Origin of the sequence: Azospirillum brasilense, assembly GCF_022023855.1 — a bacterium.
GTDB lineage: Bacteria > Pseudomonadota > Alphaproteobacteria > Azospirillales > Azospirillaceae > Azospirillum > Azospirillum brasilense_F.
The window spans coordinates 2,528,396-2,549,131 of sequence record NZ_CP059449.1 but is presented as its reverse complement, the minus strand read 5'-3'; the positions used below and the strand labels follow the sequence as shown (position 1 = coordinate 2,549,131).

Sequence of the window (20,736 nt, the reverse complement as noted above, 5' to 3'; positions counted from 1 at the left end):
GACAGAGCCAGTCCCGAGGACCGTCATGAGCCAAGCCGACACCACCCTTTATGCACAGGGCCTTTACGCTCACGGGACGGCGAACGTTCTGCGGCTGGCGGCGGCGCAAGCGCTGGCCGGCGCCAACGCGGTGGTCGTCTACGCGACGGGGGCCATCGTCGGGAACACGCTGGCGCCCAGCCCGGCACTAGCCACGCTGCCGCTCTCCGTCTTCGTCGTGGGCATGGCGGTCTGCACCATTCCCGCCGGGGCCATTGCCCGGCGCCGTGGGCGGCGTGCTGCCTTCCTGGCGGGGACGGGGTGCGGCGTGCTCGTCGGGCTGCTCTCCGCCCTGGCGGTGATTCTGGGGAGCTTCTGGCTGTTCTGCGCGGCAATGATCCCCGGCGGCGCCTACGCCGCCGTGGTCCTCTCCTTCCGCTTCGCCGCGACCGATTGCGTCGAACCGGAGCGGCGGCCGCGGGCCATGTCGGCCGTGATGGCGGGCGGGGTGTTCGCCGGGGTGATCGGACCGCAGCTCGTCACCGTCACCATGGATGTCTGGCCGCCGCACCTGTTCCTGGCGACCTTCCTCGCACAGGCCACCGTGGCGGCGGTGTCCGCGCTGGTGCTGGTCGGCGTGCGGCTGCCGATGCCGACTGCGGCGGAAGCTGCCGGGGGACGGCCGCTCGGCGTCATCGCGCGCCAGCCGCGATTCGTCACCGCCGTGCTGTGCGGGGTCGTCTCCTATCTGCTGATGAATTTCATCATGACGGCGGCCCCGCTGGCGATGCGGCTGTGCGGCCTGTCGCAGGAGGTGTCCAACCTCGGCCTGCAATGGCACGTCATCGCCATGTACGCCCCGAGTTTCATCACTGGGCGGCTGGTCGAGCGCTTCGGCGCGTCCCGCATTGTGTTTGCCGGCCTGGGCCTGATCGCCTCCTCCGCCGTGGTCGGGCTGGGGGGTGTCGACGTGGCGCATTTCTGGGTCAGCCTGATCCTGCTGGGGGTCGGCTGGAACTTCGGCTTCCTCGGGGCCTCGGCACTCGTTCTGGAGTGCCACCGCCCGGAGGAGAAGACGCAGGTGCAGTCGCTCAACGACTTCATCGTGTTCGGCACGATGGCCCTGGGGTCCTTCGCGTCCGGCGGGCTGCTGGCGGCGTTCGGCTGGGATTCGGTGCTCTGGGTGTCCTTCGTGCCGCTTGCGGCGGCCATCGCGGCGCTTGTGGTCACGGTCTCGTCCCGCGCCGCGTCCGCGACCGTCTGAAGACGACGGTCGGCGCCTCGCTCATCCAATCGCGAGAACACCACGGAGTCCCGCCCTCAGGGCGGGGCTGACCCTTCCGGCTGTCCGGTTTTCGGAAGCCGGAAAAATTTTCGGATGAAAAGCGCAATACGGCAAAAGTTCGTGTTGCCAACAATCGTGTCTCTGGCATACCATATGCCGTATCTGGAGCGCCACGAACGCAGGGACAGCGTGACCGGCTCTCCAGAACACCATTGAACCATGACTCACATCGGCACGGAACAAGGCTGCCCATGACGCGGCGATGCGGACGCTCGCTCGGACTCCGCCTCGCCCGCCCAAGGGGACCCTCATGCCCGGTATCAAAGCGTCGCAATCCCACGGGAGGGAATGATGGTTGGATCGACAGAATCCCAGAGGCCAGCTTTTAACAGTTCCGGCGGCTCGCAGGCGCCCATCTCCGACGGCGCGCGTTGGATGCAGATCGTCGTCGGCATCGTCTGTATGGTGGCGGCGGCCAACATCCAGTACGCCTGGACGCTGTTTGTGCCGGAAATCCAGGCCACCCATGGCTGGACCCGCGCCTCGATCCAGACCGCCTTCACCGTCTTCGTCGTCGTCCAGACCTGGCTGACCCCCATCGAAGGCTATTTCATCGACCGTTACGGCCCCCGCGCCATCGTCGCCTTCGGCGGCGTGATGACCGGCCTCTCCTGGATCGTCGACAGCTACGCCGGCTCGCTCGGCATGCTCTATGTCGGTTCGGCCATCGGCGGCATCGGCGTCGGCTGCGTCTACGCCACCTGCGTCAACAGCGCCCTCAAGTGGTTCCCGGACAAGCGCGGCCTCGCCGTCGGCCTGACCGCGGGCGGCTACGGTGCCGGCTCGGCCGTGACCATCCTGCCGATCGCCAACATGATCCACTCCTCGGGCTATCAGGCGACCTTCTTCTGGTTCGGCCTGCTGCAGGGCACGATCATCCTCATCGCCGCCTACTTCCTGCGCGCTCCGCAGAAGGATCAGGTGAAGGCCTCGACCAAGGTCCTGCAGTCCCGCCGCGACTATACGCTCAAGGAAGCGCTGCAGACGCCGGTCTTCTGGGTCATGATGGTCATGTTCATCTGCACCGTCTCGGGCGGTCTGATGGCGGTGGCCCAGCTCGGCGTGATCGCCCACGATCTGGGCGTGAAGGAAGCCCCGATCAGCCTGTTCGGCATCACCATGGCGGCTCTGCCCTTCGCGCTGATGCTCGACCGCGTGATGAACGGCATCTCCCGTCCGCTGTTCGGCTTCATCTCCGACCACATCGGCCGTGAAGCGACGATGTTCATCGCCTTCACCTTCGAAGGCCTCGGCATCCTGATGCTCAGCCGCTTCGGCCACGACCCGATCATGTTCCTGATCCTGTCGGGTCTGGTGTTCCTGGCCTGGGGCGAAGTGTACAGCCTGTTCAGCGCCACCTCGGCGGACACCTTCGGCACCAAGCACGCGGCGAAGATCTACGGTGTGCTGTACTGCGCCAAGGGCGTCGCGGCGTTGCTGGTCCCGCTGGGCAACCTGCTGATGGAAGCCACCGGCACCTGGGCGACCGTGCTCTACATCTGCGCCACCATGGACCTCATCGCGGCTTTCTGCGCCATCGCGGTCCTGCGGCCAATGCTGCGCAAGCACCATGCCCGCAACGCCGAACTTGCCGCCCAGCAGGGTGCGGGTGGGCTGGCGGTGCAGCCCGGCCACTGATCGGCCCGCACACTTCCGCTTACAGTCCTCGGATGACGGCCGCCGCGCGCACCCCGCGCGGCGGCCTTTTTTCATTCCAGGAAGAAAGGACGGTTGTGGCCCTCACCAGACTGGTTGAAGCGCTCCGACGACCAGAGGCCGTCCGGCTGCTCGTCCTGCGGATCGGAAGTCCATTCGTCGTCCTCCCGCATCAGCAGGGTCATGCCGTGGCCCATCAGGCCGGCCAGGGCGACGAAGGCGATCAATTGGGATTCGAGCATGGGACGGGCTCCGGGCACTCGGGAGGGGGCGTTGCTTTTTGTTGTTGTGATGCAGCATAGCGGCCCGGCTCAGGCTGCGCAATAGGATTTTGTATACCAGATAATGGATACCAGAATCGCGCCAATTGCATTGATCGGGTGGGATGCGCCGTGAATCGCATTGACGTGGGTGGGGCGGATCGTTCAGCATGGCGACGTTCCAAGGGGAGCCCCATAGCACGGGGCTGAGATGATGCCGTAAGGCGCCGAACCCTTTGAACCTGATCCGGGTCGTACCGGCGTAGGGACAGGAACAAACGGGCCACGGTCACGCGCACCCCATCGCGCACCCCTTTATGGGGACCGCTCCGGTCGTCCGTTCTGCCGCTCCGTCACACCCGGGTCTCCAACGATCCTATGTGCGATGGAGATCCACAGCAGATGCCCGACACTCTTCCCCCCGCTTCGAAAGACGCCGCGCCGTCGGACCATTTCTCGGTGACGACCGGCCCGCTGCCGTCGTCCAGCAAGGTCCATGTGGCCGGGGAGCGCTTCCCCGACCTGCGCGTGGCGATGCGCGACATCCATGTCGGCGGTGGCGAGCCGCCGGTGCGCGTCTACGACACCTCAGGCCCTTACAGCGATCCCGCCGTGCAGACCGACATCCGCCGCGGCTTGGCGGAGCTGCGCCGCTCCTGGATCGAGGCCCGCGGCGACGTCGAGGCCTATGAGGGCCGCGAGGTCCGTCCGGAGGACGATGGGCTGCGCGTCGGCGAGACGCGCGCCGTGCCCGTCTTCGACCGCGCCGGGCGCCGTCCGCTGCGCGGCAAGCCGGGCCGGGCGGTCACGCAGATGGCCTACGCCCGCGCCGGAATCGTCACGCCGGAGATGGAGTACATTGCCGTCCGCGAGAATCTGGGCCGCCAGCGGCTGGCCGAGGCGGCGGCGCGGGATGGTGACGACTTCGGAGCCTCCATCCCCGACCATGTGACCGCGGATTTCGTCCGCGACGAGGTGGCGCGCGGGCGGGCGATCATCCCGTCCAACATCAACCACCCCGAATCGGAGCCGATGATCATCGGCCGCAACTTCCTCACCAAGATCAACGCGAACATCGGCAACTCCGCCGTCGCGTCATCGGTGGGCGAGGAGGTCGACAAGATGGTCTGGTCGATCCGCTGGGGCGCCGACACCGTGATGGACCTGTCCACCGGCCGCAACATCCACACCACCCGTGAATGGATTCTGCGCAACAGCCCGGTCCCCATCGGCACCGTGCCGATCTATCAGGCGCTGGAGAAGGTCGGCGGCAAGGCCGAGGACCTGACCTGGGAGATCTTCCGCGACACGCTGATCGAGCAGGCGGAGCAGGGGGTGGACTACTTCACCATCCACGCCGGCATCCGTCTGGCGCACATCCCGCTGACCGCGAAGCGCACCACCGGCATCGTGTCGCGCGGCGGCTCGATCATGGCGAAATGGTGCCTGTCCCACCACCGCGAGAGCTTCCTCTACGAGCGGTTCGAGGAGATCTGCGAGATCATGAAGGCGTACGACGTCGCCTTCTCGCTGGGTGACGGCTTGCGCCCCGGCTCCATCGCCGACGCCAACGACGCCGCCCAGTTCGCCGAGCTGGAGACATTGGGCGAGTTGACCAAGATCGCCTGGAAGCACGACGTGCAGGTGATGATCGAGGGGCCAGGCCATGTGCCCATGCACAAGATCAAGGCCAACGTCGACAAGCAGCTGGCGCTGTGCGGCGAGGCGCCCTTCTACACGCTCGGGCCGCTGACCACGGACATCGCGCCGGGCTACGACCACATCACCAGCGCCATCGGTGCCGCCATGATCGGCTGGTTCGGCACGGCGATGCTCTGCTACGTCACGCCGAAGGAGCATCTGGGGCTGCCGGACCGCGACGACGTGAAGGTGGGCGTGGTCACCTACAAGATCGCCGCCCACGCCGCCGACCTCGCCAAGGGCCACCCCGGCGCGCAGGAGCGCGACGACGCCCTGTCGCGCGCCCGCTTCGAGTTCCGCTGGCGCGACCAGTTCCACCTGTCGCTCGACCCGGAGACGGCGGAGCGCTTCCACGACCAGACCCTGCCGGCGGAGGGGGCGAAGGTCGCGCATTTCTGTTCGATGTGCGGGCCGAAGTTCTGCTCGATGAAGATCACGCAGGAGGTGCGGGAGTACGCCAACTCCGGCATGGCCGAGATGTCGGAGAGCTTCCGCGCCAAGGGCGGGGAGATCTATCTTGAGGAGGGGCAGGCTGCGGAATAGCAACTGAATCGAAAAGGGGACGCCCTCACGGGCGCCCCCTCGCTTCGGCTCCTTCCCCAGGCGGGGGGAGGGGAAGAGAGCGTCAGGACATGGCCTTTACGCGTCGGCCGTCACGCTCCGGCCGCTGTGCGTGCCCAGCGACTCCGCCGCCATGCGCTTCCGCATCGGGCGCAGGACGAACAGCGCCAGCACGGCGGCCAGCGCGTTGACCGCGGCGGCCAGCAGGAAGACCGCGTGCCAGCTTCCCGTCGCGTCGGCGATGATGTTGGCGAAGGGGATCAGCAGCGCCGCCGTGCCCTTGGCGGTGTAGAGCAGCCCGGCGTTGCTCGCCGCGAACTTCGATCCGAAGGTGTCGGCGCAGCAGGCCGGGAACAGGCTGTAGATCTCGCCCCAGGCGAAGAAGACCAGACCGGTCAGCAGCACGAAGGCCACCGGGTCGCGGCCGTAGAGGCTGAGCGCGACGATGCCCACCGCTTCGATCGCGAAGGCGATGAACATGGTGTTCTCGCGCCCGATGTGGTCGGACACCCAGCCGAAGAAGGGGCGGGTCAGCCCGTTCAGCACCCGGTCGATGGACAGGGCGAAGGTCAGGGCGGGCAGGGTCAGGCCGAGGATGCTGACCGGAGCGTGGGCCAGCCCGAAATCCTGGGCAATGGGGCCGAGCTGGGCCGTCGCCATCAGCCCGCCGCCGGCCACCATCACGAACATGGCGTACATGACCCAGAACACCGGGGTGCGGACCATCTGGCTCGGCGTGTACTGCCGCTGCGCGGGCGGGGCGGCGTATCCGCCGCGGGTGAGGGGAGCGGAGGGCGGCGCCACCAGCAGCCAGGCGAGCGCGAAGACCACCAGTCCCTGGCCCAGGCCGAAGGCCATAAAGGTCGCCTCGTAGCCCGAGGTCTCGATCATCGTGGCGATGGGCACCACCGTCAGGGCGGAGCCGGCTCCAAAGCCCGCCGCGGTTATGCCGGCGGCCAGACCGCGCCGGTCGGGGAACCATTTCAGCGCGTTGCCCACGCAGGTGCCGTAGACGGCGCCCGCCCCGATGCCACCGATGGCCGCCGCGACGTAGAGCACGAGCAGCGAATCCGCCACCGCGTTCAGCGCCCAGGAGGCGGCGCAGAGCACCGAGCCGAACAGCACGACGATCCGCGGGCCGAAGCGGTCGACGAACCAGCCCTCGACGGGCACCAGCCATGTTTCGGTGACAATGAAGATGGTGAAGGCCACCTGGATGGCCGCACGGCCCCAGCCGTGCTTGTCGTCGATGGGTTCGACGAAGAGGGTCCACCCGTACTGGAGATTGGCGATCATCGACATGCAGATGACGCCGGCAAGCAGCTGCATCCAACGCCCGCCGACAGGCAGGGCGCTTTGCGCACCGGTTTGGCGCATATGGTTCCTCCCGGATGGGTCCGCGATCTCGTTCTTGTCCTGGCGCGCGCGGGGTGCGTTCGGTGCCCGACCGCTTCGCTTTATCCTTCGAACGGGGCAGCCCGGTTGCACGCCATTGGCATGCCAGACGCCGTATTCGTGATGCCTTGACGGTGAGTGTGGCGGATAATCCGTGGAGTCATCAACAAATTTTCGTGAGCAGGCGCCGCCCTGGCCGTAAGTGATATATCAAATCGGCCGACGGCGCCTCGCCGCCTACAGAACCAGAACGGCGCGGAAGTCGTTGACGTTGGTCAGGGTCGGCCCGGTCACCAGCAGGTCGCCGAGCGCGCTGAAGAAGCTGTAGCCGTCGTTGTCGGCCAGCCTCTCCTTGGCGTTGACGCCGGCCTCGGCGGCGCGGGCCAGCGTATCGGGGCCGAGCAGGGCGCCCGCGTTGTCCTCCGTCCCGTCGATGCCGTCGGTGTCGGCGGCCAGCGCGTGGACGCCCTTCATCCCGTCCAGCGCCACGGTCAGCGCCAGCAGGAACTCGGCGTTGCGCCCGCCGCGGCCCTTGCCGCGGACGGTCACCGTGGTCTCGCCGCCGGACAGCAGGACGCAGGGCTTTGCCGCCGGCTGGTCGTGCTCGACGATCTGGCGGACGATCCCGGCATGGACGAGCGCCACCTCGCGCGACTCGCCCTCCAGCGCGTTGCCGAGGATGACCGGGGTGACGCCGGCTTGGCGGGCGACCTCCGCCGCGCGCTCCAGGGCCATCTGCGGGGTGGCGACCAGGATCGTGCTGACGCGCTCCAGCCGCGGATCGCCGGGCTTCGGGCTCTCGTCGCGCCCGGCCAGCAGATGGTCCATGACCGGCTGCGGCGGGGTGATGCCGTACTTCTCCAGAACGGCCAGCGCGTCGGCGTAGCTGGTCGGGTCGGGCACGGTGGGGCCGGAGGCGATCACCGACAGGTCGTCGCCCGGCACGTCGGAGATGACCAGCGAGACCACCCGCGCCTTGGTGGCGGCGGCAAGCCGCCCGCCCTTGATCGCGGACAGGTGCTTGCGCACGCAGTTCATCTCGGTGATGTTCGCCCCGGAGCGGAGCAGCGCCTTGGACACCGCCTGTTTGTCGGCCATCGAGATGCCCGGCGCGGGCAGGGCGAGCAGGGCGGAGCCGCCGCCCGAGATCAGGCAGAGCATCAGGTCGTCGGGGCCGAGCGAGGCGGCGATGTCGAGGATGCGCTTCGCCGCCTGCTGGCCGGCCTCATCGGGGACGGGGTGCGACGCCTCGACCACCTCGATCCGCTCGCACGGCACATTATGGCCGTAGCGGGTGACGACCAGACCGGACAGCGGACCCTTCCAGTGATCCTCCACCGCCTTCGCCATGGAGGCCGCGGCCTTGCCGGCGCCGACGACGACCGTGCGGCCCTTCGGCGGTTCCGGAAGATGCGGCGGCACGCACAGCGCCGGCTGCGCCGAGGCGACGGCGGCGCTGAACATGTCGGTCAGGAGCGCGCGGGGATCGGTGGTCGTCATGGTTCGGTTCTGTCCCTTCCCTGAGCCGCGCCGTTCACCGGCGCCGGTCCTCATGTGCTGGGAATGCTAACGGATTTGGCGTGGGGGGCAATGTTAACCCTCTCCCTCTGGGGGGAGGGGAGGGTGGGGGATGTGCTTTTGCCGTACGATCCGCCACGTGCAACCCCCTCACCCCAACCCTCTCCCCAGGGGGGAGAGGGAGATAAAGCGCAGCCTCACTCCGCGGGTTCGGTCACGCGGTGGTTCTGGCCGATCTCGTGGTTGGCGAGCAGCTCCAGCGCGCGGACCATGCCGGAGTGGTCCCAGGCCTTGCCGCCCTGGGCGGCGCAGGCGTTGAACAGCTCCTGGCAGGTCGCCGTGTTGGGCAGCGACACGCCGAGCGCGCGGGCACCGGACAGGGCGAGGTTCAGGTCCTTCTGGTGCAGCTCGATGCGGAAGCCCGGATCGAAAGTGCGCTTGACCATGCGCTCGCCATGCACCTCCAGGATGCGCGAGGAGGCAAAGCCGCCCATCAGGGCCTGACGGACCTTTGCCGGGTCGGCGCCGGCCTTGGACGCGAACAGCAGCGCCTCGCCCACCGCCTCGATGGTCAGGGCGACGACGATCTGGTTGGCGACCTTCGTCGTCTGGCCGTCGCCGTTGCCGCCGACCAGCGTGATGTTCTTGCCCATCTTCTCGAACAGCGGCTTTACCGTCTCGAAGGCCTTGTCCGGGCCCCCGACCATGATGGTCAGCGAGGCGGCCTTGGCGCCGACCTCACCGCCGGACACCGGGGCGTCGAGGTAGTCGCAGCCCAGCTCGTTGATGCGCTGTGCGAAGGCCTTCGTCTCGATCGGGGAGATCGAGGACATATCCACGACGATCTTGCCGGCGGACAGCCCCTCGGCGACGCCGTTCGGGCCGAACAGGGCGGCCTGCACATGGGGGGTGTCGGGGACCATCGTGAAGATGATGTCAGCCTTCTGCGCCACCTCGCGGCTGGAGCCGCAGGCCGTGGCGCCCTTGGCCAGCAGGTCTTCCGGGGCCGGGTTGATGTCGTAGACGAACAGGGTGTGGCCGGCGTCGGCCAGATGACCGGCCATGGGGCGGCCCATGATGCCGAGACCGATGAATCCAACGTTCATGGCTGTGTCCTCAATTCTTCTGTGTTCGGGCGTTTGCAGATCAGGCGGCAATCAAGCGGCGACGGTCTCACCGGGGGTAGCGGCGCGCATCCAGCCGAGCCCTTCGCTGGTCCCCTTGGCCGGCTTGTACTCGCAGCCGACCCAGCCGTCGTAGCCGATCCGGTCGAGCGCCGCGAAGACGAAGGGATAGTTGATCTCGCCGGTGCCCGGCTCGTTGCGGCCCGGATTGTCGGCGATCTGGACATGCGCGATCTTCGGCAGCAGGCGCTGGATGGTCGGGACGAGATCGCCCTCCATGATCTGCATGTGATAGACGTCGTACTGGATGAAGAGATTGTCGGAGCCGACGGCCTCCAGAATCCGTTCCGCCTGCGCGGTGTTGGTCAAATAGAAGCCCGGAATGTCACGGGTGTTGATCGGCTCGATCAGGAAACGGATGCCGGCCTGCTTCAGCGCCTTGGCGGCGAAGGACAGGTTCTCGACGAAGGTGCGCTCCAGCGCGTCCGCCGCCACGTCCGCCGGGGCCTTTCCGGCGAGGCAGTTGATCTGCTTGCAGCCCAGCGCCGTGGCGTACTCGATGGCGCGGCCCACCCCGTCCTGGAACTCGCCGACGCGGTCCGGCAGGACGGCGATGCCGCGCTCGCCCGCGTCCCAGTCGCCCGCCGGCAGGTTGTGCAGGACCTGGGTCAGCCGGTTGGCGGCCAGCCGCTCGACCAGCGCATCCTTCTCGAAGGCGTAGGGGAACAGATACTCGACCCCGGTGAAGCCGTCCTTCGCCGCCGCGGCGAAGCGGTCGAGGAAGGGCAGCTCGTTGTAGAGCATCGTCAGGTTGGCGGCGAACTTGGGCATGTCTCTCTCCCGGATGTTCGTTTCGGGCCGGATGTTCGTTACGGACTTGGCCGGTTGGCGGTCAGGATCGAAGGGCGATGGCGGAGGCGTCAACGCGACGTCCGCCTTTTTTCACCCTGCGGAACTGTGGATCTGGCGGAGCCGCTTGCCCCCACCCTGACCCTCCCCAGCTTCGCAGGGGAGGGGATTTGGGCTCGCGGCGTGTCGATCAGACCCGCACCAGCTCCGGCTCGTCCGCGGGCACGTCCAGCACCTCCTCGAACTCGGTGATGTTGTTGATCTCCGTGCCCATGGCGATGTTGGTGACGCGCTCCAGGATGACCTCGACGACCACCGGTACCTGGAACTCGTCCATCCACTGCTGCGCTTGCGCGAAGGCGGATTGCAGGTTGTCCGGGTCGGTGACGCGGATGGCCTTGCAGCCCAGACCCTCGGCCACCGCGACGTGGTCCACGCCGTAGACGCCGATCTCCGGGGCGTTGATGTTCTCGAAGGAGAGCTGGACCTGGAAGTCCATCTGGAAGGCGCGCTGCGCCTGCCGGATCAGCCCGAGGTAGCTGTTGTTCACCAGAACGTGGATGTAGGGCAGCTTGAACTGGGCGCCCACCGCCAGCTCCTCGATCAGGAACTGGAAGTCGTAGTCGCCGGACAGCGCGACGATCTTGCGCTTCGGATCGGCCACCCGCACGCCGAGCGCCGCCGGCAGGGTCCAGCCGAGCGGGCCGGCCTGACCGCAGTTGATCCAATGGCGCGGCTTGTAGACGTGCAGGAACTGCGCGCCGGCGATCTGCGACAGGCCGATGGTCGAGACGTAGCAGACGCCCTCGCCGAAGGCGCTGTTCATCTCCTGATAGACGCGCTGCGGCTTGATCGGCACGTTGGCGAAATCGGACCGGCGCAGCATGGAGCGCTTGCGGACCTGGCAGGTCTTCACCCACTCCGACCAGTCGCGCAGCTTGCCGGCGGCCTTCCACTCCTTCGCCACCTCGATGAAGAGGTCGAGCGCGGCCCCGGCGTCGGACACGATGCCCAGGTCCGGCGCGAAGACGCGGCCGATCTGGGTCGGCTCGATGTCCACATGCACGAACTTGCGGCCCTTGGTGTAGACGTCGACTGAGCCGGTGTGGCGGTTGGCCCAGCGGTTGCCGATGCCCAGCACGAAGTCCGACGCCAGCATGGCGGCGTTGCCGTAGCGGTGGGCGGTCTGCAGGCCGACCATGCCGGCCATCAGCGGGTGGTCGTCCGGAATGGCGCCCCAGGCCATCAGAGTCGGGATGACCGGCAGGCCGACGACCTCGGCGAACGCGACCAGACGGTCGCTGGCGTCGGCGTTGATGATGCCGCCGCCGGCCACCAGCAGCGGACGCTCCGCCGCGTTCAGCATGGCCAGCGCCTTCTCCACCTGGGCGCGGGTCGCCGCCGGCTTGTAGGTGGGCAGCGGCTCGTAGGCGTCGGGATCGAACTCGATCTCGGCCATCTGCACGTCGATCGGCAGGTCGAGCAGCACCGGGCCGGGCCGGCCGGAGCGCATCAGGTGGAAGGCCTGCTGGAAGGCGTAGGGGACCTGCCCCGGCTCCAGCACGGTGACCGCCCACTTGGCGACCGGCTTGGCGATGGACGGGATGTCCACAGCCTGGAAATCCTCCTTGTGCAGGCGGGCGCGCGGCGCCTGGCCGGTGATGCACAGGATCGGAATGGAGTCGGCGGAGGCCGAATAGAGGCCCGTGATCATGTCGGTGCCGGCGGGGCCGGAGGTGCCGATGCAGACGCCGATGTTGCCGGCCTTGGCGCGCGTGTAGCCTTCGGCCATATGCGACGCGCCTTCGACATGGCGCGCAAGAACGTGGCCGATGCGGCCGTTGCGTTGCAGCGCCGCGTAGAACGGATTGATGGCCGCTCCGGGGACGCCAAAGCAAACGGACACGCCTTCTTTTTCCAGGACATGCACCGCCGCTTCAATCGCCATCATCCTAGCCATGGCTTGGTCTCCTCCCTCGCGTAACGGGTCGCTGTTGCGTTGGGTTGAGCTTTCATCAGCGGGGCGGCTATTGGCAAAGTATTGGCGAATCCTTTCCGCGTGATGGAAATCGCGCCGAACGGGGCAGTCCTTCACGGCGCAGTGGACAATTATGCTGCACTTGCACAGTCCCGATGGCGCTGTCATCGTGGTTGGATGATGGCGATCCCGAGTCCCCGCCTCCTGGCGATCACGGACCGGCGGCAGGCGGCGCAGCCCCTGCCGGATCTGGCGGCGCGACTGTTCGCTGGGGGCTTGCGCTGGCTGTCGCTGCGCGAGAAGGATCTCGACGAATCCCGGCAGATCGCCCTGGCGCACGCGCTGGTGGGGCGGGCGCGGCCCTGGGGGGCGGTGGTCACGCTGCATGGCGACCCGGATCTGGCGCTGGCCGCCGGGACGGACGGCGTGCATCTGCCGGAGGGGGCCGATGTCGCGGCGGCGCGGCGGCGGCTCGGCCCCGGCGCGGTGGTCGGGCTCTCTGCCCACGACGCGGAAGGGATTCGGCGGGCCGCGTTGGGCGGGGCCGACTACGTCACGTTGTCGCCCATCTTTCCGTCGCCGAGCAAGCCGGGGTATGGCCCGCCGCTTGGGACGGAGGGGCTGAGACGCTTGGCCGCGGAGGCTCCCCTGCCGATCATCGCGCTCGGCGGCGTGGAGTCGGGCAATATCGGAGACTGTCTAGCCGCGGGAGCCGCCGGAGTGGCGGTCATGGGCACGGTGATGCGGACACCGGACCGCCTGCCCGATCTTCTCAAGGCCTTGAAAGGCGGACAACAGTAAGGACGGGGGCGCGCGGAGCCACCCTATCTTTATCGTAATCCTGGACTTTTCAGCCCAAAATGTGCATCTGGTATCTCATATACGAAAACGATGCGATGCCTTTCGCACGACCGGGCCGGCGCACAGTGGGGTGCTTCCGGACGGCCAGCATTGAGGAACGGTGCCGACCATGAACCCTCCGCCGATCAACGTCCAGCCGCTCGACACCGGATCGACCTTCCGCGCTCAAGCGTATCATGCGTTGAAGCAAGCCATCTCGCAAATGGACATCTACGACCATAACGAGGAGATCCGGCTTGAGGAGCGGCAGCTCAGCGAGTTGCTGGGCGTCAGCCGGACGCCGATCCGCGAGGCGCTGACCCTGTTGGAGCAGGAGGGGTTCATCCGCCTCCAGCCGCGCCGGGGCATCTTCGTCATCCGCAAGACCAAGGCTGAGATCGTCGAGATGATCCAGGTCTGGGCGGCGCTGGAGAGCATGGCCGGGCGTATGGTCGCGACGCAGGCCACCGACGAGGACATCCGCACCCTGTGGGACCTGTTCCGCAACTTCGAGATGCGGAACCCCAAGGAGCATGTCAACGAATACTCCGACGCCAACATCGCCTTCCACAAGAGCATCATCCGGCTCAGCGGGTCCAAGCTGATCCAGGAGATGACCGACAACCTGTTCATCCACATCCGCGCGATCCGCAAGCTGACCATCGGCCAGGACAACAGGGCGGAGCGGTCGATCCACGACCACAAGGAAATCATCAAGGCCCTGGAACGCCGCGACGTCGATCAGGCCGAACAGCTGATCCGCGACCACACGCTGGGTCTGGCGGCGCACGTCGAGAAGCATTGCGATTTCCTGGAGTGAGGCCCCGCCCCCGGTGAGGGGGGAAGGGCACGCACGGGTAGTCAGGCCGGCACGTGGGTCTTGACCGCGGCGGCGGTTTCGGCCGCGCTGTTCAGGCCGTTCGCGGTGATCGTGACCACGCGCAGGCTGTTGGTGGTGCCGGGCGTTCCGAAGGGGACGCCCGCCGTCACGATCAGCGACTGGCCGGGCGTGCCGATGCCTTCCTGGGCGGCGACGAGGCTCGCTCGCTCGACCATCTCCGCGAAATTCGCCACGTCGGCGGTCCAGACCGGGTGCACGCCCCAGGCCAGCGACAGCAGCCGGGCGGTCCCGCGTTCGGCGCTGAGGCCGAGGATCGGCACGGTCGGCCGCTCGCGCGAGGCGCGCCGCGCGGTGGAGCCGGTGCTGGTGAAGGTGGCGATGCCGGCGGCCGATATGGTCTCGGCGATCTGGCGCGCTGCGGCGGACAGGGCGTCCGGGGTGGTCGCCTCCGGGCTCGGATGCTCGGAGTCCATGATGCGGCGGTAGAGGGGGTCGCGCTCGACCCGGCGGATGATGCGGTCCATCATCGCCACGGCCTCCACCGGATGCTTGCCCGACGCGGATTCCGCCGACAGCATCACGGCGTCCGACCCGTCATAGACGGCGGTCGCCACGTCCGACGCCTCGGCGCGCGTCGGCGTCGGCTCGGTGATCATGGATTCCAGCATCTGCGTGGCGACGATCACCGGCTTGCCGGCGGCGCGGCTCAGGCGGATCATCCGCTTCTGCAGGCCGGGCACGTCCTCCGGCGGCAATTCCACGCCGAGGTCGCCGCGGGCCACCATCACCGCGTCCGACAGGGCGATGATCTCCTCCAGCCGGGGCAGGGCGGCGGGCTTCTCCACCTTGGTCATGATGTGGGCGCGGTCGCCGATCAGGGCGCGCGCCTCCAGGATGTCCTCGGGCCGCTGCACGAAGCTGAGGCCGATCCAGTCCACGCCCAGCGTCAGGCCGAACTGCAGGTCGCTGCGGTCCTTCTCCGACAGAGCGCTGAGGGCCAGCGTGGTGCCGGGGACGTTCATGCCCTTGCGGTCGGACAGCGTGCCGCCGACCATGACCTCGGTCTCGGCGTGGTCGGGGCCGCAGCTCAGCACGCGCAGGCGCATGCGCCCGTCGTTCAGCAGAAGCTCGTGGCCCGGCTCCAGGCTGGCGAAGATCTCCGGATGCGGGACGCAGACGCGGGTGCGGTCGCCCGGCGTGGGGTCGAGGTCGAGGCGGAAGCGGTCGCCGCCGGCCAGGATCACCGCCACCTCTTTGAAGGTGCCGACGCGCAGCTTCGGACCCTGAAGATCGAGAAGCACGCCGATGGGGCGCCCGACCGTCTCCTCGACCGCGCGGATCTGGCGGTAGCGTTCGGCGTGGTCGCGCTGCGTGCCGTGGCTGGCGTTCAGGCGGAAGACATCCACGCCGGCCTCGGCGAGGGCGAAAATCTGGCTGTAGGTCGAGCTGGCCGGCCCCAGAGTGGCGACGATCTTGGTGCTGCGGTTGCGCTGCATGGCGCGGGCCTCCTGAGAGGGCGATGGCTTGACAATGACTGGGTGGTGCTTGGGGTGATGCTGCGACCGGGGCGGGGCGGGGGTCAAACCGGCGCTATGGCTTTTCCACATAGCGGGAAGTCACACGGTTGGTTTGACCGGGAGTGAGCCGTCGGCGGACACTGAACGCCCGCGATCAGCCAGGACGATGCCATGAACACGCCTGTCGAGCCGCTTTCCGCCGCCAGCCTGATCCTTTTGCGCGACAGCGTGGATGGGCTGGAGGTCTTCATGATCCAGCGCCACCGCGACCTTCGCTTCGCGCCCGGCGCCACGGTGTTTCCCGGCGGGCGGCTGGACGCGGAGGACAGCGAGCTTCCCTGGCGGGAGCTGTCGCTGCCGCTGACCGACGACATGCCGCAGCGGATGGCCGCGATCCGCGAGGCGTTCGAGGAATGCGGGCTGCTGATGACCGGCGGCCCGGTGGACGCTGCCCTTCTTGACGGGCTGCGCAGCGCGTCGGGAGGGACCTTCCTGGGCCGGCTGCTGGCGGCGGGGCTGGAACCGGACGTGGCGGCGCTGGTGCCCTTTGCCCGCTGGGTCACGCCGGAGAGCGTGTGGCGGCGCTACGACACGCTCTTCTTCCTCGCCAAGGCGCCGCCGCGCCAGACCGCCGTGGTTGACGGGGTGGAGGCGGTCGCCGGATTCTGGGGCACCCCGCGGGCCATCCTGGCCGAGGCGGAGGCGGAACGGCTGTCGTTGGTCTTCGCCACCCGCATGACCCTGCTGCGTCTGGCCGGCTGCCGCACGGTCCGCCACGCGATGGAGGAAGCTGCGCGCTTCCACCCACTGACCCCCATCCTGCCCCGCCCCGCCGACACTCCGGACGGTCCGGTGCTGAGCATCCCGGACGGGCTGGGCTACCCCCTGACGCGTATCCCTCTGGAGCAGGCCCGGCTGGGATGATCGCCCGAGGCCGCCGCGCATTTCCTGCCCGAATTTCTAGGCAACAATTCGCCTAAAATTCCGCTATGCGGAATTTCCCGTGCCTTTTTTCGCCGCCGAAGCGTTATCGTCGCAAATGCGACTATTTGTGCATTGCACTCAGTTCATGAAATGGCATTATGAGGAAATAAGATATCTGTTTGATCGGAAAAATTTTCCGTTCATGTCCATAGGGTGCCTGAACACCACGCCGACGCGAGGATAGGTCCATGCTCCACCAGTCCATCATCCAAGGCTCCACCGACACCAGCGGCGCCATCGCCGTCGGTGCCGCCGTGGTTGCCGGGCACCCGGCGCTGCCGGCGGCCAATGGACAGGTGGTCAGTGGGCAGCGGTGGGTCTACGCCTTCGGCTGCGGCGGTGCGGAAGGGCACGGCGGCATGCTGGCGGAACTGGGCGGCAAGGGCGCCGGGCTGGCCGAGATGGCGCGGCTGGGCGTGCCGGTGCCGCCGGGGTTCACCATCGTGGCGGAGGCCAGCCGCCGGCACCGCGCCGGGCAGGGCGGCTTTCCCGCCGGGCTGACCGCCCAGGTGGAGGAGGCGTTGACCCGGCTGGAAGCCGTGGCGGGCGCCCGCTTCGGCGGGTCGGAGAATCCGTTGCTGGTGTCCGTACGGTCGGGTGCACAGGCGTCGATGCCCGGCATGATGGACACGATCCTGAATCTCGGCCTGACCGACGCGACGGTGAAGGGGCTGGCCGCGCGCAGCGGCGACGCTTGCTTCGCCTACGACTGCTACCGCCGGCTTATCCAGACCTACGGCGCGGTGGTGCAAGGAGTGGGTGCTCACAGCTTCGACGCGGCGCTGGAGGCCTACAAGGAGGGGCGCGGGCTGACCCGCGACGCCGACCTGGGCGCCGCCGACTGGCGCGCCGTGGCCGCCGCCTACCGCGAGCTGATCGAGCGTGAGGCGGGGGAGCCCTTCCCGCAGGACGCGCGGACCCAGCTCTACGCCGCCATTGCGGCCATCTTCCGCTCCTGGAGCAACGCCCGCGCCGTGGCCTTCCGGGCGGTGCACGGCATTCCCGACGATTGGGGCACCGCGGCGACCGTGCAGGCGATGGTGTTCGGCAACCGCGGCATCGCCTCCGGCACCGGCGTCGCCCACAGCCGCGATCCCTCCACCGGTGAGGCCGCACTGTGCGGCGAGTTCCTGCCCGACGCCCAGGGCGAGGACATCGTGTCCGGCCTGCGCACGCCGGGGCCATTGGCTGGGACGGACGCCTCGCTGGAAGCCGTCGCCCCCGAGGCCTTCGCCGAGCTGGGCCGCATCGCCGACCGGCTGGAACGCCATTTCGGAGACATGCAGGAGATCGAGTTCACTGTCCAGCAGGGCCGCCTGTTCATCCTCCAGTCGCGCTCCGGCAAGCGGACGCCGGAAGCGGGAGTGCGCATCGCCACAGAGATGGCGCAGGCCGGTATCATCTCGCGGGCCGAGGCGGTGCGGCGCGCCGACCTGCCGGCGCTTGCGGACAGCCTGCGGCCCATTGCCGATCCGGACGCCCCCCGCGAGGTGATCGCCCGCGGTCTGCCGGCCTCTTCCGGCGCTGCCACGGGTGCGGCGGTCTTCACGTCGGACGAGGCCGTCCGGTGGGCGGCGGAGGGCGTGGCGGTGGTGCTCTGCCGTCCGGAAACCTCTCCCCACGACGTGCACGGCATGCAGGTAGCCTGCGCGGTGGTGACCGCCCGCGGCGGAGCGACCAGCCACGCCGCCACCGTCGCCCGCGCCATGGGGCTGCCCTGCGTCACCGGAGCGCGCATGCTGCGCGTCGATCCGGCGGCCGGCGTGATGACGGTGGGCGACCTGACCATCCGGGCGGGTGAGATCATCACTGTGGACGGCGGGGCGGGCCATGTGATCCTGGGCAGCGTGCCGATGATCCGCCCCGAGCCGCCGGAGGCCGTGGCGCTGCTGCTGCGCTGGGCCGAGGGCGTCGGCGAGTGATGGCTTGAAGCCATGAGAAAGGCCCGTCGTCCGAGGGGACGACGGGCCTTTTGGCTGGGGCCTTTTCGCTTCCGCCGGGCCGCGGTCAGTGAGCGTAGACCGGGGATTCCTGAGCCGGGGGTTGGGTGTGGGCGACCATCTCGGTGAGCTGGAGCTTGGTGAAGTCGCGGGCGCTGACGACGCCGACCAGCGTGGAGCCGTCGAGCACCGGGAGATGGCGGATGTGGTGGCGGTCCATCAGTTCCAGCGCGTGGACGAGGCTGTCGTCGGGCGAGCAGGTCTGCGGCGCGCGCGACATCAGCATGAAGACCGGCGTCTTCAGGACCGACGCGCCGCGCTCCAGCAGGGCGTAGACGACGTCGCGTTCCGACAGCATGCCGGCCACGGCGTTGCCCTCGGTCCGGCAGACGTCCTTGACCACCAGAGCGCTGATGTTCTCCGACCGCATCAGCCGGATCGCCTCCTCAATGGTTTCGCCGGAACGGACGGTGACGACGCGGGATTCCTTGGTCCGAAGAATGTCGGCGACTTTCATGGCGAGCCCTCCACCAGACAGCGGGTTGCGTAAGCGCGCCCTGCACGGAGACCCCCGCGGGGGACCGGAGCTTGACCGGTGGAACCGCGTCGGGCCGGTCGAAGGCCGTCGGCGGCACCTGGGCATCGGGCAGTGGCAGGCGATGGATATTTGGTATACCAGATGCCACGACGCGTCAATGGCTAATATGGCAAACAATCAGTGGAATCGCATTTTGTGTGACGAAGTCGCCGAACGGTACGGCCACACCCTTGGCGCTTGCCCGCCTCCTATGGCGTTTGTCAGGGTGCCCACAACGATAGCTGGCATGCCAAATACTTAGAAAAGCTGACGGTGGGGGTGCGATGCTTGCCATGGTGCTGCTGATGGTCGCGGCGTTCACGTCGGGCGTTCTCAACGCGGTTGCCGGGGGCGGGGCCTTCATCACTTTCCCGGCGCTGCTGTTCGCCGGGGTGCCGCCGGTCAGCGCCAACGTGTCGAGCACCGTCGCCCTGTTCCCCGGCCAGATGGCCAGCGCCTGGGCCTACCGCAACGAGATCCGCGGCGTGACGGAGGTCAGCGTCACCGCCTTTTCCGTGGTCAGCCTCGTCGGCGGGGTGGTCGGGGCGATCCTTCTGCTGACCACGCCGGACCGCGCCTTCGCCGGGCTGGTGCCGTGGCTGCTGCTGTTCGCGACGGCGGTCTTTGCGGTCGGCAGCTTCATGCCGGCGCTGGCCGCCCGGCTGCGGCTGGGGGGCCGTTCCGTGCTGGTCGTCCAGTTTGTCATCGCCATCTATGGCGGCTATTTCGGCGGCGGGATCGGCTTCCTGATGCTGGCCGCGCTGACCCTGTTCGGCCTGCGCGACATCCACGCCATGAACGGGCTGCGCATCCTGCTGGCCGCGCTGATGAACGGCGCGGCGGTCGCGGCCTTCTGCCTGTCCGACGCGGTGTCCTGGCCGGAAACCGCCGTCATGGCGGTGTCGGCCATCGCCGGCGGCTATGCCGGCGCCCACGCGGCGAAGCGGGTCAGCCGCGACGTGATGAAGTGGGTGGTGGTGTCGATCGGCGTGGGGCTGACCCTGTACTTCTTCATCAGGGGCGCCGGAGCCTGAGGGCGCCCCACGCCGGGTCTTGTCAGGGCTGACCGGGGATGGTGCCGGGGACGGTGATCGGGCGCAGCCCCCTGGCGTAGCTCTTCCACCGCTCCTGGTAGACGGCGGCGGGCGCGCGCATCCGCTCCACATCCTCGTCCGACAGCGTGCGCACCACCTTGCCCGGCGCGCCGAGCACAAGCGAGCGGTCGGGGATCTCCTTGCCCTCGGCGATGAAGGCGTGGGCGCCGATCAGGCAATCACGGCCGATGCGGGCGCCGTTGAGGACGGTGGCGCCGATGCCGATCAGGCTGCCGTCGCCGACGGTGCAGCCGTGCACCATCGCCAGATGGCCGATGGTCACGTTCTTCCCGATGAGCAGCGGGAATCCCGGATCGACGTGGAGGACGGCGTTGTCCTGGACGTTGCTGCCGGTGCCGATGTGGATGCGCTCCTCCTCGGCGCGCATGACCGCGCCCCACCAGACGGACACGTCCTCCTCCAGCAGGATGTCGCCGACGACGGTGGCGCCGGGGGCCACCCAACAGTTGGGCGACAGGTGCGGGACCTTGTCGTTGAAGGCGTAGATCACCCGTTCCTCCTTCATTCTTCGTATCGGCATCCTACCGCGGAACGGATCGGCGGCGTGAGAATGCTG

17 protein-coding genes and 1 riboswitch are annotated in these 20,736 nt (G+C 68.3%); of the genes, 8 read left to right on the top strand and 9 right to left on the bottom strand.

Annotated features, from left to right (window positions below):
* Window positions 1–25 precede the first annotated feature (25 nt).
* Window positions 26–1,243: an MFS transporter gene (locus tag H1Q64_RS12140; protein WP_237903693.1), complete on the top strand. Its 1,218-nt coding sequence runs from the start codon at window positions 26–28 to the stop codon at window positions 1,241–1,243.
* 456 nt (window positions 1,244–1,699) lie between these two features.
* A complete protein-coding gene (oxlT, locus tag H1Q64_RS12135) occupies window positions 1,700–2,962 on the top strand; it encodes an oxalate/formate MFS antiporter (protein ID WP_237903692.1) in 1,263 nt (420 codons plus the stop codon).
* A gap of 71 nt (window positions 2,963–3,033) precedes the next feature.
* Here the strand turns inward: oxlT (H1Q64_RS12135) and H1Q64_RS12130 are convergent, their stop codons facing one another.
* The gene (locus tag H1Q64_RS12130) at window positions 3,034–3,222 is read right to left on the bottom strand and encodes a hypothetical protein (RefSeq protein WP_237903691.1); all 189 of its coding nucleotides are present in this window, start codon (window positions 3,220–3,222) and stop codon (window positions 3,034–3,036) included.
* 192 nt (window positions 3,223–3,414) lie between these two features.
* A riboswitch (TPP riboswitch) is annotated at window positions 3,415–3,527 on the top strand.
* A 115-nt stretch (window positions 3,528–3,642) separates the two neighbouring features.
* Between H1Q64_RS12130 and thiC the strand changes: the two genes are divergently transcribed.
* On the top strand, window positions 3,643–5,484 hold the full coding sequence (gene thiC, locus H1Q64_RS12125) for a phosphomethylpyrimidine synthase ThiC (RefSeq protein ID WP_237903690.1): 1,842 nt from the start codon (window positions 3,643–3,645) through the stop codon (window positions 5,482–5,484).
* 96 nt (window positions 5,485–5,580) lie between these two features.
* Here thiC and oxlT (H1Q64_RS12120) read toward each other — a convergent pair whose 3' ends face one another.
* The 5 genes from oxlT (H1Q64_RS12120) to gcl form a co-directional block, all read right to left on the bottom strand.
* Entirely contained in the window at window positions 5,581–6,879 is a 1,299-nt protein-coding gene (gene oxlT / locus H1Q64_RS12120) for an oxalate/formate MFS antiporter (protein WP_237903689.1), read from the bottom strand.
* A gap of 255 nt (window positions 6,880–7,134) precedes the next feature.
* A complete protein-coding gene (locus H1Q64_RS12115) occupies window positions 7,135–8,397 on the bottom strand; it encodes a glycerate kinase type-2 family protein (protein WP_237903688.1) in 1,263 nt (420 codons plus the stop codon).
* A 215-nt stretch (window positions 8,398–8,612) separates the two neighbouring features.
* Entirely contained in the window at window positions 8,613–9,521 is a 909-nt protein-coding gene (gene glxR, locus H1Q64_RS12110) for a 2-hydroxy-3-oxopropionate reductase (RefSeq protein WP_237903687.1), read from the bottom strand.
* Window positions 9,522–9,572: 51 nt separating this feature from the next.
* The gene (gene hyi, locus H1Q64_RS12105; RefSeq protein WP_237903686.1) at window positions 9,573–10,370 is read right to left on the bottom strand and encodes a hydroxypyruvate isomerase; all 798 of its coding nucleotides are present in this window, start codon (window positions 10,368–10,370) and stop codon (window positions 9,573–9,575) included.
* A gap of 208 nt (window positions 10,371–10,578) precedes the next feature.
* Complete coding sequence (gcl, locus tag H1Q64_RS12100) at window positions 10,579–12,348, bottom strand: glyoxylate carboligase (RefSeq protein ID WP_237903685.1); 1,770 nt, start codon at window positions 12,346–12,348, stop codon at window positions 10,579–10,581.
* 195 nt (window positions 12,349–12,543) lie between these two features.
* Here gcl and H1Q64_RS12095 point away from each other — a divergent pair, with 195 nt between their 5' ends.
* A complete protein-coding gene (locus H1Q64_RS12095) occupies window positions 12,544–13,167 on the top strand; it encodes a thiamine phosphate synthase (protein WP_237903684.1) in 624 nt (207 codons plus the stop codon).
* 169 nt (window positions 13,168–13,336) lie between these two features.
* A complete protein-coding gene (locus tag H1Q64_RS12090) occupies window positions 13,337–14,026 on the top strand; it encodes a GntR family transcriptional regulator (RefSeq protein WP_237903683.1) in 690 nt (229 codons plus the stop codon).
* Between the two features lie 41 nt (window positions 14,027–14,067).
* Here H1Q64_RS12090 and pyk read toward each other — a convergent pair whose 3' ends face one another.
* Complete coding sequence (gene pyk / locus H1Q64_RS12085) at window positions 14,068–15,543, bottom strand: pyruvate kinase (RefSeq protein ID WP_237903682.1); 1,476 nt, start codon at window positions 15,541–15,543, stop codon at window positions 14,068–14,070.
* Window positions 15,544–15,735: 192 nt separating this feature from the next.
* Here pyk and H1Q64_RS12080 point away from each other — a divergent pair, with 192 nt between their 5' ends.
* Both H1Q64_RS12080 and H1Q64_RS12075 read left to right on the top strand, forming a co-directional pair.
* Window positions 15,736–16,488 (top strand): NUDIX hydrolase, encoded by a 753-nt coding sequence (locus tag H1Q64_RS12080; RefSeq protein WP_237903681.1) that lies wholly within the window; start codon window positions 15,736–15,738, stop codon window positions 16,486–16,488.
* Between the two features lie 248 nt (window positions 16,489–16,736).
* The gene (locus H1Q64_RS12075; RefSeq protein ID WP_237903680.1) at window positions 16,737–18,470 is read left to right on the top strand and encodes a pyruvate, phosphate dikinase; all 1,734 of its coding nucleotides are present in this window, start codon (window positions 16,737–16,739) and stop codon (window positions 18,468–18,470) included.
* Window positions 18,471–18,555: 85 nt separating this feature from the next.
* Here the strand turns inward: H1Q64_RS12075 and H1Q64_RS12070 are convergent, their stop codons facing one another.
* Window positions 18,556–19,005, bottom strand: coding sequence for a CBS domain-containing protein (locus H1Q64_RS12070; protein WP_237903679.1), 450 nt, complete (start codon window positions 19,003–19,005; stop codon window positions 18,556–18,558).
* A gap of 344 nt (window positions 19,006–19,349) precedes the next feature.
* Here H1Q64_RS12070 and H1Q64_RS12065 point away from each other — a divergent pair, with 344 nt between their 5' ends.
* Complete coding sequence (locus H1Q64_RS12065; RefSeq protein WP_237903678.1) at window positions 19,350–20,099, top strand: sulfite exporter TauE/SafE family protein; 750 nt, start codon at window positions 19,350–19,352, stop codon at window positions 20,097–20,099.
* A 22-nt stretch (window positions 20,100–20,121) separates the two neighbouring features.
* Here the strand turns inward: H1Q64_RS12065 and H1Q64_RS12060 are convergent, their stop codons facing one another.
* Window positions 20,122–20,685 carry a gamma carbonic anhydrase family protein gene (locus H1Q64_RS12060; protein WP_237903677.1) on the bottom strand — a complete coding sequence of 188 codons (564 nt, stop codon included), beginning with the start codon at window positions 20,683–20,685 and terminating at the stop codon, window positions 20,122–20,124.
* Window positions 20,686–20,736: the final 51 nt, after the last annotated feature.

Bases quoted from the DNA above. Each gene is read 5' to 3' on its own strand.
- hyi (WP_237903686.1), bottom strand. From the start codon at position 10,370: ATGCCCAAGTTCGCCGCCAACCTGACGATGCTCTACAACGAGCTGCCC.
- oxlT (WP_237903689.1), bottom strand. From the start codon at position 6,879: ATGCGCCAAACCGGTGCGCAAAGCGCCCTGCCTGTCGGCGGGCGTTGG.
- H1Q64_RS12090 (WP_237903683.1), top strand. From the start codon at position 13,337: ATGAACCCTCCGCCGATCAACGTCCAGCCGCTCGACACCGGATCGACC.
- H1Q64_RS12070 (WP_237903679.1), bottom strand. From the start codon at position 19,005: ATGAAAGTCGCCGACATTCTTCGGACCAAGGAATCCCGCGTCGTCACC.
- H1Q64_RS12075 (WP_237903680.1), top strand. From the start codon at position 16,737: ATGCTCCACCAGTCCATCATCCAAGGCTCCACCGACACCAGCGGCGCC.
- H1Q64_RS12115 (WP_237903688.1), bottom strand. From the start codon at position 8,397: ATGACGACCACCGATCCCCGCGCGCTCCTGACCGACATGTTCAGCGCC.
- H1Q64_RS12140 (WP_237903693.1), top strand. From the start codon at position 26: ATGAGCCAAGCCGACACCACCCTTTATGCACAGGGCCTTTACGCTCAC.
- thiC (WP_237903690.1), top strand. From the start codon at position 3,643: ATGCCCGACACTCTTCCCCCCGCTTCGAAAGACGCCGCGCCGTCGGAC.
- oxlT (WP_237903692.1), top strand. From the start codon at position 1,700: ATGCAGATCGTCGTCGGCATCGTCTGTATGGTGGCGGCGGCCAACATC.
- H1Q64_RS12130 (WP_237903691.1), bottom strand. From the start codon at position 3,222: ATGCTCGAATCCCAATTGATCGCCTTCGTCGCCCTGGCCGGCCTGATG.
- H1Q64_RS12065 (WP_237903678.1), top strand. From the start codon at position 19,350: ATGCTTGCCATGGTGCTGCTGATGGTCGCGGCGTTCACGTCGGGCGTT.
- pyk (WP_237903682.1), bottom strand. From the start codon at position 15,543: ATGCAGCGCAACCGCAGCACCAAGATCGTCGCCACTCTGGGGCCGGCC.
- H1Q64_RS12095 (WP_237903684.1), top strand. From the start codon at position 12,544: ATGATGGCGATCCCGAGTCCCCGCCTCCTGGCGATCACGGACCGGCGG.
- glxR (WP_237903687.1), bottom strand. From the start codon at position 9,521: ATGAACGTTGGATTCATCGGTCTCGGCATCATGGGCCGCCCCATGGCC.
- H1Q64_RS12080 (WP_237903681.1), top strand. From the start codon at position 15,736: ATGAACACGCCTGTCGAGCCGCTTTCCGCCGCCAGCCTGATCCTTTTG.
- H1Q64_RS12060 (WP_237903677.1), bottom strand. From the start codon at position 20,685: ATGAAGGAGGAACGGGTGATCTACGCCTTCAACGACAAGGTCCCGCAC.
- gcl (WP_237903685.1), bottom strand. From the start codon at position 12,348: ATGGCTAGGATGATGGCGATTGAAGCGGCGGTGCATGTCCTGGAAAAA.